This is a genomic window from Vibrio sp. Vb1729, assembly GCF_033338655.1.
In the GTDB taxonomy this organism is placed as follows: Bacteria; Pseudomonadota; Gammaproteobacteria; order Enterobacterales; family Vibrionaceae; genus Vibrio; species Vibrio alginolyticus.
Genome location: NZ_JAWOTB010000011.1, coordinates 378,538 through 392,300, shown reverse-complemented (window position 1 = coordinate 392,300; position 13,763 = coordinate 378,538). Strand labels below are relative to the sequence as shown.

Annotated in this window: 13 protein-coding genes; 8 read left to right on the top strand and 5 right to left on the bottom strand. The window is 45.3% G+C overall.

Annotation, left to right across the window (positions count from 1 at the left end; genetic code table 11):
* Positions 1-30 precede the first annotated feature (30 nt).
* The 3 genes from R7E29_RS06685 to R7E29_RS06675 form a co-directional block, all read right to left on the bottom strand.
* The gene (locus R7E29_RS06685) at positions 31-468 is read right to left on the bottom strand and encodes a PAS domain-containing protein (RefSeq protein WP_005373463.1); all 438 of its coding nucleotides are present in this window, start codon (positions 466-468) and stop codon (positions 31-33) included.
* Positions 468-1,472, bottom strand: coding sequence for a response regulator (locus R7E29_RS06680; RefSeq protein ID WP_054576107.1), 1,005 nt, complete (start codon positions 1,470-1,472; stop codon positions 468-470). The genes R7E29_RS06685 and R7E29_RS06680 overlap by 1 nt, the downstream gene beginning before the upstream one ends.
* A gap of 367 nt (positions 1,473-1,839) precedes the next feature.
* A complete protein-coding gene (locus tag R7E29_RS06675; RefSeq protein ID WP_054576108.1) occupies positions 1,840-2,748 on the bottom strand; it encodes an aldo/keto reductase family oxidoreductase in 909 nt (302 codons plus the stop codon).
* Positions 2,749-2,843: 95 nt separating this feature from the next.
* Between R7E29_RS06675 and R7E29_RS06670 the strand changes: the two genes are divergently transcribed.
* Complete coding sequence (locus R7E29_RS06670) at positions 2,844-3,257, top strand: helix-turn-helix domain-containing protein (RefSeq protein WP_005387686.1); 414 nt, start codon at positions 2,844-2,846, stop codon at positions 3,255-3,257.
* Here R7E29_RS06670 and R7E29_RS06665 read toward each other — a convergent pair.
* Positions 3,238-3,816 (bottom strand): hypothetical protein, encoded by a 579-nt coding sequence (locus R7E29_RS06665; RefSeq protein WP_054576109.1) that lies wholly within the window; start codon positions 3,814-3,816, stop codon positions 3,238-3,240. The two genes, R7E29_RS06670 and R7E29_RS06665, sit on opposite strands and share 20 nt — an antisense overlap.
* A 491-nt stretch (positions 3,817-4,307) precedes the next feature.
* Here R7E29_RS06665 and clcA point away from each other — a divergent pair, with 491 nt between their 5' ends.
* Together clcA and R7E29_RS06655 are read left to right on the top strand one after the other, a co-directional pair.
* Entirely contained in the window at positions 4,308-5,711 is a 1,404-nt protein-coding gene (gene clcA, locus R7E29_RS06660; RefSeq protein WP_005373473.1) for a H(+)/Cl(-) exchange transporter ClcA, read from the top strand.
* Between the two features lie 261 nt (positions 5,712-5,972).
* The gene (locus R7E29_RS06655; RefSeq protein ID WP_005373475.1) at positions 5,973-6,920 is read left to right on the top strand and encodes a TDT family transporter; all 948 of its coding nucleotides are present in this window, start codon (positions 5,973-5,975) and stop codon (positions 6,918-6,920) included.
* A 45-nt stretch (positions 6,921-6,965) separates the two neighbouring features.
* Here the strand turns inward: R7E29_RS06655 and folE are convergent, their stop codons facing one another.
* Positions 6,966-7,619: a GTP cyclohydrolase I FolE gene (gene folE / locus R7E29_RS06650; protein WP_005373478.1), complete on the bottom strand. Its 654-nt coding sequence runs from the start codon at positions 7,617-7,619 to the stop codon at positions 6,966-6,968.
* 287 nt (positions 7,620-7,906) lie between these two features.
* Here folE and moeA point away from each other — a divergent pair, with 287 nt between their 5' ends.
* The 5 genes from moeA (at position 7,907) to R7E29_RS06625 (ending at position 13,651) form a co-directional block, all read left to right on the top strand.
* Positions 7,907-9,142, top strand: coding sequence for a molybdopterin molybdotransferase MoeA (gene moeA, locus R7E29_RS06645; RefSeq protein ID WP_054576110.1), 1,236 nt, complete (start codon positions 7,907-7,909; stop codon positions 9,140-9,142).
* Positions 9,143-9,151: 9 nt separating this feature from the next.
* Positions 9,152-9,901 carry a molybdopterin-synthase adenylyltransferase MoeB gene (gene moeB, locus R7E29_RS06640; RefSeq protein ID WP_054576111.1) on the top strand — a complete coding sequence of 250 codons (750 nt, stop codon included), beginning with the start codon at positions 9,152-9,154 and terminating at the stop codon, positions 9,899-9,901.
* 177 nt (positions 9,902-10,078) lie between these two features.
* Positions 10,079-12,184 (top strand): LruC domain-containing protein, encoded by a 2,106-nt coding sequence (locus R7E29_RS06635; RefSeq protein WP_213906753.1) that lies wholly within the window; start codon positions 10,079-10,081, stop codon positions 12,182-12,184.
* A gap of 12 nt (positions 12,185-12,196) precedes the next feature.
* Positions 12,197-12,691, top strand: coding sequence for a hypothetical protein (locus tag R7E29_RS06630; RefSeq protein ID WP_054576113.1), 495 nt, complete (start codon positions 12,197-12,199; stop codon positions 12,689-12,691).
* Between the two features lie 129 nt (positions 12,692-12,820).
* The gene (locus R7E29_RS06625; protein ID WP_042522665.1) at positions 12,821-13,651 is read left to right on the top strand and encodes a sulfurtransferase; all 831 of its coding nucleotides are present in this window, start codon (positions 12,821-12,823) and stop codon (positions 13,649-13,651) included.
* Positions 13,652-13,763 lie beyond the last annotated feature (112 nt).

Here is a 13,763-nt window from a genome sequence, read left to right as displayed (position 1 = left end):
GACCTTGGCTTTTGAGAAAGTTTTTTATCGCTATTGATTCTGAGACATCAGAGCTTCAGCCGTCGCGTCTTGTATAGACAAAAACAACGAGTTGATTTTTCCAGTCGGTGTGCGCATTGGGTTCAACGTAACATTCTGGTACATAAACTCCGCTTGCTGCGTGACTGGTCGAACATTGCGACAGCAAAATAAGTAAGGTCGTTGTCGCCATGTGATGAAGCTGCGACAGCCTAGGTCATACACTGGTTTTGTTTTTAATTTAAACCACTCCTGTGGGATTTCAGGGAAGATATCAAATATAGAACGACCTATCGCATCATGAGACTGCAAACCACTGTGATGAGTCATAAACCCATTCCAGACCTGTACATTGTAATCTCGATCAATGACCACTAAGCCCATGTCGACGTTTTGTACCATATCCACCATCCAATGGAATTGTTCAAACTCTGCTGGCATATTCAACATTAGAACTCCTCCATTAGATAAGACAGTTTGTTATCAAGCAGCGGCAAGGATTCATCCACAAACATAAACAACAAGTCACAACGAATCGACGTCCCTTCAATGTTGTAGCTCACTTCGAATGTCATCGTGCGGCTGAATGCTCCAGTTGTAGATTCAATGATCGAGTCAATTGAGATATGCTGACCAAGGAGTACTGGTGGACTTTGGAAGAATCGGACTTCAGACTGCTCGCCTAAACCATTTAAGAACGACCCCACCAAAATATTAGAAATATCCATTAGCAGCTCAAGCTCTTCTAACTCTTCGCTGTCTGCTGGTACTTTCATCAACTTTTTGAGATCAGATACGCTTGAGTCACTCAAGATCACTAGCGCTTCGCCAGCAATACCTTCGCCACAAAATCCCTGACAAACACCCGATACGTTGTCATGCGACGCCAAGTCGCGTAGGGCCATGTGAAGTTCGCTCACTTCAAAGATATTGACGTTCGGCAAAGGTAGTTGCACAAACACATCAAAGTGACGCGCCAACGCATCGGCTGCTCGACCAATTGAAACGTTAGCCACTTCCATGTAAATATCGCGACGACGTAAAATCGGTAACTCAATAGAGACAGGCGTGATAATTTGAGGACGAGGTTCTGGCTCGACCAACTCTTTAAGCACCTTCTTGAGTTCATCTTTGGCGATCGGTTTTTGAATAAACGCTTTTGCACCCAGTGCGAACACGCGCTCTTTCGCTTTAGGTTGGATATCCCCCGACACCACAACCACCGGAGTTTTATCCCCCAACCGTTGCATGTGCTCTAGTGTTTCAAAGCCATCCATTTCTGGCATGGTCAAATCAAGAAACATCAATTTAAACTCGTTTTTTTCGAGTTCTTCTAGCGCGTTTTTTCCGTGGATAGCAAACGTAATATCGGCATTCAATGTGGCTGGTAGTGATCTCGCCATCTGTTTGCGTGCTAACGCTGAATCATCACAGATGAGTACGGGAAAAGACATTCAATCACCTTTTTATATTCCACAATCTGCGCCGGAGTCTAACAGATTGTTACAGCATGTAATACGAGAAAACTGACGAGTTTTTTATTTCTTTATTATTCGATAAGCATACGCAATATGAATGAATGAGTGAACAAAATGACTAAAAAGCAAGCATCACATTCGCTGTTTAGTGACATAAAACAAACATGGGTAAAACTCCTCCACCCAAAGTAAGCAAAAAGTTGCAGCTAACATCCAAAGCCCATTTTTGCTCGAATTTCATTCTTTCCATTTCCATAATGGGTAAACAGTAACGCGCTAAAACTAAAAAGGCACCCTACTAGAGGATGCCTTTAATAATAATTTCATCGATAAGATATCAATTCTATGGCACACCATGACCTTTAGAAGCCACCCATACGCGATACCATTGCTCTCGAGTAAGTTCGATGTTCAATGCATTAACTGCAGTTTGCACACGCTCGATTTTACCAGAGCCAATGATTGGAATAGGGTTAGATGGCAAACGACGTACCCAGGCATAAATTACTTGGTCAATACTCGCTGCGCCCACTTCTTCACGAATTGCTTCTAATTCGTTACGGACACGAACAGCTTGCTCACTGTCACCACTAAAAATTGAACCACCACCGAGGCAAGACCAAGCCATTGGTCGCGTGCGCAACATTTGCATTTGATCAAGCGTTCCATCGTGTGCAACCTCAAAGTTAAATGAGTTGATTTCTACTTGGTTAGTAACCAACGGCTTACCTAAGCGAGATTGCAGCAGTTCAAACTGGCGTGGAGTGAAGTTAGACACGCCAAAGTGCTTCACTTTGCCGACTTTGTGAAGCTCAGAAAATGCTTCTGCAACCTCGTCTGCATCCATTAACACGTCAGGACGATGAATTAAAAGTACGTCGATTTCATCCACATTCAAACGTTCTAGCGAGTTATTCACCGATTGGTAGATATGTGCTGAGCTCGTGTCGTAGTGATTGATCTTACGCTCTGGCGTTTTATCGCCACACAAATTGATGTCGCATTTCGTCACGATCTGAATTTGCTCACGAACACTCTTGTCTAAAGCTAACGCTTCACCAAACAACGCCTCACACTCGTAATTACCGTAGATGTCGGCGTGATCGACTGTCGTAATGCCTAACTCAACGTGTTGCTTAAGAAATGACAAACGCTCTTGAGCCGTCATTCCCCACTCAACTGCACGCCAATATCCTTGAACCAGCTCTGAGAACTCTGGGCCTTTTGGTGCAGTTACTACTTTTGCAACCATGGGTTTTCTCCTTCAATTGATCTGCATTCATCGTAGTCTTGTTTTCGTACCGGCTCAACGGGTAAACTTTCGCAATTCGAACTGGAGTACGAAATATGTCTTTTGCCCAACGCCTAGCCACCCTGATCGGAGAAGAAAGCATCAGCGGGTTCGCACGACGCGTCGATGTGTCTGAAGCTTTAATACGCAAATACCTTAAAGGCAGTGAACCTAGCCTAACTAAAGCAAATCAAATTGCAATGCGCGCCAATTGCTCTCTTGAATGGTTAGCAACGGGATGTGGTTATTTATATCGCCGTGCTGAAGTCGTGGATATGGATGCGTACAAACTTGCCTTTCAACACGTTATGAATCAGCCGTTGTCAGACGATGCAGAAGAGCTACACCGCAAGCTAATCGCAGGCTATCAATACCTGCGCGCTCACAAAAAATCGGATGGTTTTTTGGATGAATCAGCAATGGCGACCTTCCTATCTCTCCATAAAGAATCTAAAAACGAGTCACTTTGACCTCGATAATTTCGCCATCACTGCGCAATTGCACATTTAAGGACGGTGATGGCGTCAGAAACTCGTCCGGTTTTACCCAAAGCAAACTTCGAATCGTTTCTTGTGGATAGCGGTTCATCAACAAAATAACTTCTTTATCGACAAGTTCGGAAGATTTCTTTTCCAGAGCTTCAACGACATCATAGTGTTCTTGTCCGATAGTAACTCTACGTAAAACTAACCCATCCTTTCTTAAGTTGAGAAGTAAGTCATTCAGACGCTGCCACTCGTATTCAGTGAGAAACGAGAACTGAGCACTTTCTCTTCTCAAAATCACTTCACCATACAAGTGCTGGTGGTAGTACGAAAAATCATCCAAACAAAATGCGCTGATAAACGTTGAGTTGTCTCGCAGCTGCACTTCGCAACCATACCAGCTTCCACTTTTTTCTATACGTTCTTTTAGATTGGAATATGGCATTGCTGACAACGTGTCTTGCCACCAGCTCGGCGTTGAAAGTGCCGGAAACGTTACCGAACAACAACATAAAGAAAGTAAGAGTCGAAGATAAAAGCGCATGCACTGCTCTAGTTGGTTGACATCGAACTAAGACATTACTAACTGCAAGAAAATGTTCAAGAGAAAAATAGTTGTAGGTGGTGATGAAAGTTATGACGCAGAAATTAAGAAGGCGCACATGTGCGTGCGCCTCTACCTCGTTACTCAATCGTGAGTGTGCGAATCGGCGATGTCTATTGATGCATCCCGAACATAAAACGAGGACTTACCGTAGGGTTTGAATCCATCCAAATTGTGTGTAAAACCTCACATCCCTCCTTCTGAAGCAGTCATGTTGCTTTACATTTAAAGCATGGTTCATTTTTCTCAAAAAACAAGTTTTTTACCCTAAATTATGAGAGCAATAGCACAATCTGAGTGAATGAATAATATCGCGACACTTCAAACACTCAATAGTGAAAAGCTAAATTGCATCTTTATTGATTAGGTCTAGACTCTGCGAAGCGTATACTTTCTTTCGTCCCTTCCCCCAGCAACAGGAGAGCTTGTTAATGACCAAACGCGAGAGAATTGTGAAATCTGTGTTGGCGCACGTACCGAAAGATGCGATTAACCAGTTTGTCTCTCGAGGGTCAACACCATTTTCTGTTCTCATTATGGCCGCCATTGTGGGTACGTTGGCTGGTTTTGTCGGTACGTATTTCGAGCTTGCCGTTCATTTCGTTTCTGAAACACGAACAGAATGGTTAAGAAGCGAAATTGGTAATGTTCTACCGTTGTGGCTGGCAGCGGTTCTCATTAGCGCACTTTTAGCTTTTATTGGCTATTTTCTTGTGCACCGCTTTGCGCCAGAAGCGGCAGGTTCTGGTATTCCTGAAATCGAAGGGGCAATGGATAATATTCGTCCAGTGCGCTGGTGGCGAGTTCTACCAGTAAAATTCTTCGGCGGCATGGGCGCACTTGGCTCAGGTATGGTGCTGGGTCGTGAAGGCCCAACCGTTCAAATGGGTGGTGCTGTAGGTCGAATGGTGACCGATATATTCCGGGTAAAGGATGACGATACCCGCCACTCCCTGCTCGCTTCTGGTGCTGCTGGCGGTTTGGCTGCGGCTTTTAATGCCCCACTCGCAGGCATTATGTTCGTTGTGGAGGAAATGCGACCTCAGTTTCGCTACTCTTTGATCTCAATTCGCGCAGTGATCATTTCTGCCATTATGGCGAACATAGTGTTTCGCGCCATCAACGGGCAAGACGCCGTTATCACTATGCCGCAATACCAGTCGCCAGAGCTTCAAACCCTATGGCTGTTTTTATTGCTTGGCGCATTGTTTGGCGTGTTTGGCGTGATCTTCAATAAACTGATTACCGTGGCACAAGACAGTTTTGTCGCAATTCACAAAAACGATCGTAAGCGCTACTTGATTGTGGGTTCGCTACTGGGAGGCGTGTTTGGTTTGCTTCTTTTGTACGTACCCCAACTAACTGGTGGTGGTATCGGCCTTATTCCTGACATTACTAACGGTAACTACTCGGTATCTATTTTAGTTTTGCTTTTCTTTGGTCGTGTAATTACAACCCTGCTCTGTTTTGGTTCTGGTGCGCCGGGAGGCATCTTTGCACCTATGCTTGCTCTGGGAACCTTATTTGGCTATGCGTTCGGAGCAAGTGCTGATGTCTTGCTCCCTGCGCTTGATATCGAGCCTGGTGTATTTGCGATTGCGGGCATGGGTGCCCTGTTTGCTGCAACGGTACGTGCACCGATTACAGGTATTCTGTTAGTGATTGAAATGACGAATAACTACTACTTAATCCTGCCATTGATCATTACTTGTTTGGGCGCTGTGATTATTGCTCAATTGTTGGGTGGACAACCTATTTACAGCCAGTTGCTGCATCGCACAATCAAAAACGAAAAGTTACGCCAACAGGATCTACCGGAGAATCAATCAACATAACATTCTCTTTGTTATCACTTCGCTCCAGACTATCGAAGGGTTTGGAGCGATAAACTCTGCATTTTTACATCTTTTCCCAAATATTCGATACCAAACTCACAAAATTATCATTCTCTGATATTTGCTCACCACCTTTCATGAGAAACCCCTCTCCATACTTGTTAGTATTCGCTACTTAAATAGAGCATTTCATCCAAATCGTCATGTTTTGTTTCATTCAGGCAAAAATCAAATGGAGTAGATTTGAACTGGAGAAGACTTGTGCAGTTTTATAGTGTCCCGCCGTCTCAAGCCGCGTTGGCACTAGGTATGATAGGTTTAGGGCAAGCTTGGGCACTCTATGTTCCTGAGATTGGTGAACCGATACGCCCATTTTTGGCGTCACTCGGCGCACTTTTACTCGCCCCTGTACTCATAAAATATGCCGCGAATCCACGATTATTCATGGTCGACATTCGTCACCCACTGAGTGGTAGTTTAATGGCACCAATGAGTATGGCGTTACTGATCCTTGCAGATTATCTTGCCGCTGTAGCACCTATCATCGCTTATCCACTTTGGTTTATGGCGCTTTTGCTGCATTTTACTATGATGGTGCTGTTTTTTAGCTTTCAGCTAATGAACTTCAAAATGTCCAATATCGTACCGAGTTGGTTTCTTTATCCGGTGGGGCTAATCAGTAGTTCACTAGCCGGTTCTCAACTAGGTCACAACTTATTCTCCGAAACATTAGCGATGATGTGCATCGGCATTTATTTCTTCATGCTGCCACTCGTGTTGTATCGCTTAGTGTTTTTCGGCTCTCTACCAAGGCGAGCAAGACCGACCCTCGCGATTATGGCCGCGCCGGTAAACTTGTCATTAGCAGCATACTTGGTGAACTTTCCCTTACCTGATCCGATACTAACAGGCGCATTGGCAGGGATCGCCATCACTATGACTTTATTGATCTACTTATGTTACTTCCGCTTACTTCGCTTGAAGTTTCAACCTTCTATCGCGGCAGTAACCTTTCCTTCCGTGATCAGCGCTATCGCAATGCATCGCTTAACCTCTTTTTTTGCCGAATCGCACCCTCACTGGCACTGGCTGCACGACTTTGGTTTTCTAGAGCTCAGTATCGCGACTGTATTGGTTGTTTGGGTATCGGCAGGTTACGTCAAAATGTATTGGCCAGAAATCATGAAGTCATTTTCTAAACAAGCATAAAAAAAGGATGGCGTTTGCCATCCTCTTAGAATAGTGCTTGGTTACCTAACGTAAACCGTGCAGAAACTCGGCACGCGTTGCTGGGTTGCTTTTGAAGATACCGCCCAATGCTGTTGTCGTGGTTTCGCTGGTTGCATCCATCACACCGCGAGATTTTACGCAGTAGTGTGTTGCGTCAATCGTCACTGCCACATCATCGGACTCAAGCAATGTTTGAAGTGCAACAAGAATTTGCTGAGTCATACGCTCTTGAACTTGTGGACGCTGGGCAAAGAAGCGAACGATACGGTTGATCTTTGACAGGCCAATGATCTTGCCACGTGGAATGTAAGCCACAGCAGCCTTGCCATCGATGGTCACAAGGTGGTGTTCACAAGTACTGGTCACTGTGATGTCCTTCACGCGAACCATCTCGCTCACGTTCATCTTGTTCTCAATCACCGTGATTTTAGGAAAGTTGGAGTAATCCAGACCAGAGAAGATTTCGTCAACGTACATCTTAGCAATGCGGTGAGGGGTTTCTTCTAGGCTATCGTCAGTGAGGTCAAGTTGAAGCAGACCTAAGATCTCACGCATGTGGTGTTCGATCTTCTCTTTCTTCTCTTCACGACTTACGTTGTTTGGACGCATTGGCGTTTCCAAACCGCGTTGCTCTAGCGCTTCTTTTACTAACTTCGCTGACTCGCTAAGACCTGACATTCCACTTCCTCTTTTGTTTTACTTCAGCCTTCGTACAAACCCAATCAAAATTGCATTCATACTTTTCGCTTTGAGTTGCTCAGTTCGTGTCTTTACACCAAGTCACATCAGATGAAGGTACTGAGCTGATTTTCTTGAGCTCCGCAGGTTTTTTACCCCTTTTGGATGGCTGACAAGGATACTCGGATTTTTGAATAATTACACCCATATTTTATAGGTGGACATTCTTACTCAGTCCCCTTTTATGGTAAAGTTGCCACAAAACAAAAGAACACAGGATTTTCTCAATGGGCTGCTGCGACGCACCTGGCTTGATGCCAATTGAAGAAGCGATGGACAAAATGTTATCGCGAATCAAACCTATCCAAACAACGCTTTCTCTTCCACTTGCTGAAGCACTCGGTTTTGTACTGGCAGAAGATATCTTGTCTCCTATCCACGTACCGCCGTTCGATAACTCAGCAATGGATGGCTACGCTATTCGCATTCAAGATCTTGAGTCATCTTCTGTATTGCCTCTGGCAGGTAAATCATTTGCAGGACAACCTTTTGAAGGTGAATGGCCTCAAGGTACCTGTGTTCGCATCATGACTGGCGCAAAAATCCCACAGGGTTGTGATGCCGTTATCATGCAAGAAAACACTGAAGTAACAGATGCTGGCATTCAGTTCAACCAAACCGACGTGAAGCCACAAAACAACATCCGCCCAACAGGTGACGACATCAAACAAGGCGACATCGTACTGGCAAAAGGTGCACGTTTAACACCTCGCGATATTCCGATGATTGCGTCTCTTGGTATAAGCCATGTGACAGTAGTGCGTAAACCCAAAGTTGCGTTCTTCTCTACTGGTGATGAACTTAAACCACTAGGCGAACCGTTAGACAAAGGTCAAATCTACGACAGCAACCGTTACGGCATCAAACCGTTGATTGAAAACTTTGGTTGTGAAGCCGTCGATTTAGGCATCATCCCCGACTGCCCAGAAACGCTCAAAGCGACCTTTGAACAAGCACAAACGTTGGCTGATGTCGTTGTTACCTCTGGTGGAGTCAGCGTTGGCGAAGCGGATTACACAAAAGACATTCTTGAAGAACTTGGTGAGATCGGTTTCTGGAAGCTAGCAATCAAGCCGGGTAAACCTTTCGCGTTTGGTAAGCTAAGCACTGCTTGGTTCTGTGGTCTTCCGGGTAACCCTGTTTCTGCAGTTCTTACTATGTACGTGCTTGTTCAACCAATGCTGGCAAAACTTGCAGGCCACACCGAATGGAAAGCACCCGAGTCTATTCCAGCAACAACCAAAACCGCCTTTAAGAAAGCGCCAGGTCGTACCGATTACCAACGTGGTATCTACACATTGGAAGATGGCAAGTTTGTGGTTGAAACAACCGGTAACCAAAGCTCTGGCGCATTCCGCTCAATGAGCCTAGCGAACTGTTTTGTTGTCTTGGAACGTGAACGCGGCCGAGTTGAAGTGGGCGAAACGGTTCAGATTCAACTATTCAACTCAACCCTTTACTAGGAAGTCGTTGTGGATATTCTTTCCGATCAGGAAATGTTGCGTTACAACCGCCAAATCATTCTTCGTCAGTTTGACTTTGAAGGACAAGAAGCACTCAAACAAGCATCGGTATTAATGCTTGGTGCTGGCGGTTTAGGCTGCGCATCAAGCCAATATTTGGCGACTGCTGGTGTAGGTAAAATCACGCTGATTGATGATGATATCGTCGAGCTGTCTAACCTTCAGCGCCAAGTGCTGCACCACGATGCGGATATTGGTTGTAAGAAGGTAGACTCGGCGGCCGATGCACTACGCGAGCTTAACCCGCACATTATCGTAGGTACCATCGCAAAACGTCTTGATGATACAGCGTTAGAAAGCCTGATTAAGCAGCACACTATTGTTGTCGATGCATCAGATAACGTCGATACGCGTAATCAACTTAACCGCCTATGTTTTGCGACCAAAACACCGCTAATTTCAGGCGCGGCCATTCGCATGGAAGGCCAAGTGAGTGTGTTTACTTATGATGACCCAGCGCAACCATGTTACCAGTGCTTAAGTGCCCTCTTCGGCAGCGGTGCGTTAAGTTGTGTCGAAGCCGGAGTCATGGCGCCTGTTGTGGGTATTGTTGGCGCAGTACAAGCGATGGAAGCGATTAAAGTGATTGCTGATTACGGCCAACCAAAGAAAGGCAAAATTCTGATTTTGGACGCGCTCAGCATGTCTTGGCGAGAAATGAATCTGATGAAAATGCCCACCTGTCCGGTTTGTAGCTAGTTCTAAACCTCTAATCATTCCCAAAAAAGCCCAACTCGATGCTGGGCTTTTTTCTCATTTTGACAATCAGATTTAAAACCCTTCTTCTTACAAATATTAACCCAATAAAATTCAACAACTTAAAAGTTGGCACATTCCTTTCATTGCATATATCACGAACCAATGAGAGGGCGAATTATGAAAAGGACATCACTACTACTTGGGTCTCTAATAGCGAGCGCTTATGCACAAGCGGCGCCATTTGACACATGCCCAAGCAAAGCATACCTGTTCCAATCAACCCCGGTTCAAATCTATGGCGTCAATTTGGTTACAGGCTCTACGACTCTTTTAGAGGACGACACAGGTTTGGCTTCGGGCATCAACGGTGTAGGCTTTAACTTCACTGACCGTTATATCTACGGCTACGACACCACAAACAAAAAGATTGTTCGTCTTGGTAAAGACTTCCAAGCAGAGACGCTTGATGTTTCGGGCCTTCCTACCGACCACACGTTTTACGTAGGTGACGTTTACAACCACGTCTACTACTTGTACCGCAAAGGCAAAGGACTTTTCTCCATTGACCTTTCTCCGCTCGATTCTGATCCAAATGCGACATTGAGCATCGTGAAAATTAGCTCAACAGCGACAGTGAACCTAACCGACTTTGCATTCCATCCAGGTGATGGCTCCCTTTACGGCATCGACAACAACTCTGGTGTGCTATATCAGTTCAACCCATCAAACGGTAGCGCAACTGCGATAGGTGACACAGGTGAGAAAGGCACATTTGGTGCTGGCTACTTCGATGTAAACGGCAACTACTACGTGTCACGTAACCAAGATGGCAAAATCTATCGCGTTGACCTTTCGGAAGGTAACGCAGCCAATATCGCAGCAGGTATCGTTCCTGCGGTTGAGTTTGTATCCAACGGTCCAAGCTCAAGCCAAAATGACGGTGCACGTTGTGCAAATGCTCCGGTGATTAACGAAGACGAGCCAATTGATTTCGGTGATGCTCCAGACAGCTACCACACAACACTTGCGTCAAACGGTCCTCGTCACGAAGTGGACGGTGTAACTTGGCTTGGTTCCGTCGCTCCAGATGGTGATGCCGACGGACAGGCAAACGATAACTCTGTGGGCACAGCCGATGAAGATGGTGTTGGTTTTGTATCCGCACTTGATCCAGGCTTAAGCTCAATTGTGAATGTGACAGCTTCTACTTCTGGCTACCTATCAGCATGGTTTGACTGGAACCGCGATGGTGACTTTGATGATGAAGGCGAACAAGTCTTCACCGACCAACTACTGTCTGCGGGCAATAATCCCCTACCGTTTGTCGTTTCAACCGCTGCAACGGAAGGTTCAAGCTGGAGCCGATTCCGCTTTAGCCAACAAACCGGATTAAACTACGATGGTGGTTCGACATCTGGTGAGGTGGAAGATTACCCAATTACCATCACTGGTAATGGCTACTCAGTGGAATATTTCCCGAGTGCAGAAGATTACGCCACCGTCGCTTACGAAGATAACTGGCCATACACCGCAGACTACGATATGAACGATGTGGTCGTGAAATTCCGCATCACTGAAACCAGTCTTGCTGGTCATGTTGAGAATATCCAGATTACAGGTGACCTAGCGGCCTACGGCGCAAGTTACAAAAATGGCTTCGCAATCCGACTACCGGGTGTATTGAGAAGCTCGATTGAAAACGGATTAACAACGCTATCCTTCAATGGTGTAGAACAAGCATCTAATGGTTTGGAAAGTATTTCTGATGAAGCAATTTTCATCATCAGTGAAGACTTAAGCACACACGCGGCGAGCAGCTGTAGCTACTTCCGTACCGAGTCTGGCTGTGATGATAACGTTTCACTCACCTTTACCTTGAATGTGTACTTCACCGAAGGCTCTGACCGTTCAGCCATTCAAGCCATGCCATACGACCCGTTCATCTTCGCAACGCCGGGGACTTACCATGGCGACGGGATTACCTTCCAACCAGGTCGTAAATGGGAAGTTCACTTAGCAGACCAAGCACCAACAGAACAGTTTGATGACCAAAACCTCTTCGGTGTCGGCGTCGATGCAAGTGACCCTGCACAAGGAGTGTACTTCAAAACAGCAAACAACTTACCTTGGGCACTGTTGATAGTAGAAGATTGGGATTGGCCGCTAGAGCGTGTAGACATGGTCGATGCATACCCTCAATTCCAAACTTGGGCTGAGTCTGGTGGCGAACTAAGCACAGATTGGCACACCGCTCCAACACCTAACAAATGCTACATTCCATAGGGAGATAACATTATGAAAGCACTTATCACAATCATCATGGGATTAGCACTAACAGCTTGTGGCGGAGGCGGCGGAGGTGGTAACAGTACACCACCTTCACCAACCCAAACCACCATTGCAGAGGAAGAGACTACCCAACAGGAAGAAACAACTGAAGAAGAGACAACGGTAACAGTGGAAGATGCAACCATGCAGGATCTAGTAGTACCAGATGGCTTTAGCTACAACCCAGTGACGGAAGGTACGCTCAATGTAGACATCAGTGGTTTCTCTTCACAACGAGCACACCTAAGCGTGTACAAAGAGTTTGTCGAGAACAGTTCAGGTAACTACGATGCAAAATACCCAAGCAAAGTCGCATCGGTTCCACTCAACAATGGTACAGCAAATGTCGACTTTAATGTTTCTGATAGCCAAGGTAGCCTACTTGTTGAAATTTGGTTCTATGACGGTAGTGACCCAATTCAGAAAGTGATTACTTCTGGAGACAACACTTGGACCATGTAACTGGGTAAATCGAAAGCTGTCTTTCAGAACAAATCTTCAATCTTTAACTTAAAAATCGCATCGTTCTTTTGAACATGCGATTTTTTTGTTGTAAAACAGTAAGATTATCCACCTAGCAAACTAAAGACAATGCAAGCACTGATTAGTACTGATGAACTCAATAGCCTTCTCGGCCAACCTAACGTCAAGCTCCTCGACGCTAGTATTGCGTTTCAAATCCCTTCTGAAGGCAAAAAGATTCAAGATAAGTGGATTCCAAATACTTTACGCTTTGATTACGACAATGACTTTTGCTTACCCGGTTCTTCTCTGCCGCATATGATGCCAACAGAAGAAGGCTTCAACCAAAGTGCGAAACAACTCGGTTTGAACAACGAAGATTTGATTGTGGTTTACGACAACTCTGGCACTTTAGCCGCGCCAAGAGCTTGGTGGATGTTCAAAGCTATGGGACATGATAATGTTCGAGTCTTAAACGGCGGTCTTCCTGCTTGGATTGAAGCCGGATTTCCTGTCGAAAGTGCCCTATCGCAACCAAGCGAAAAAGGTAACTTTGCGGGTAAGCTCAATCAAAATGCCTTTTTGAGTGCACAAGATGTTCTTGCTCATTCCACCAATAAAAGTGCAAATATCATCGATGCCAGAGCCAAAGCACGCTTCCTTGGTGAAGTGCCTGAGCCACGAGAAGGTCTACGTAGTGGGCACATTCCAAATTCGGTTTGCTTACCGTTTCAAGAACTCTTAACCAACGGTCACATTAAACCAAATTCAGAGTTGCAACAGATATTTAGCGCACTAACGATAGATAGTGACACTTCAATTATTTTTAGTTGCGGCTCCGGTGTGACCGCATGCATTTTATTACTCGCGGCGTATCAAATTGGTCTGGACAATCTGTCGGTGTACGACGGTTCTTGGACCGAATGGGGTGCAGACCACTCTCTACCTATCGAGCGTTAAGACAAGTGTCTGTTTAACAAAGTATCTTACGTTTATCTAAAGATGATGTGTTCCAATATACTAAACGCAGCTTCTAAACCAAACTTGTCATTTCGAAATAGAAACTGGCTAT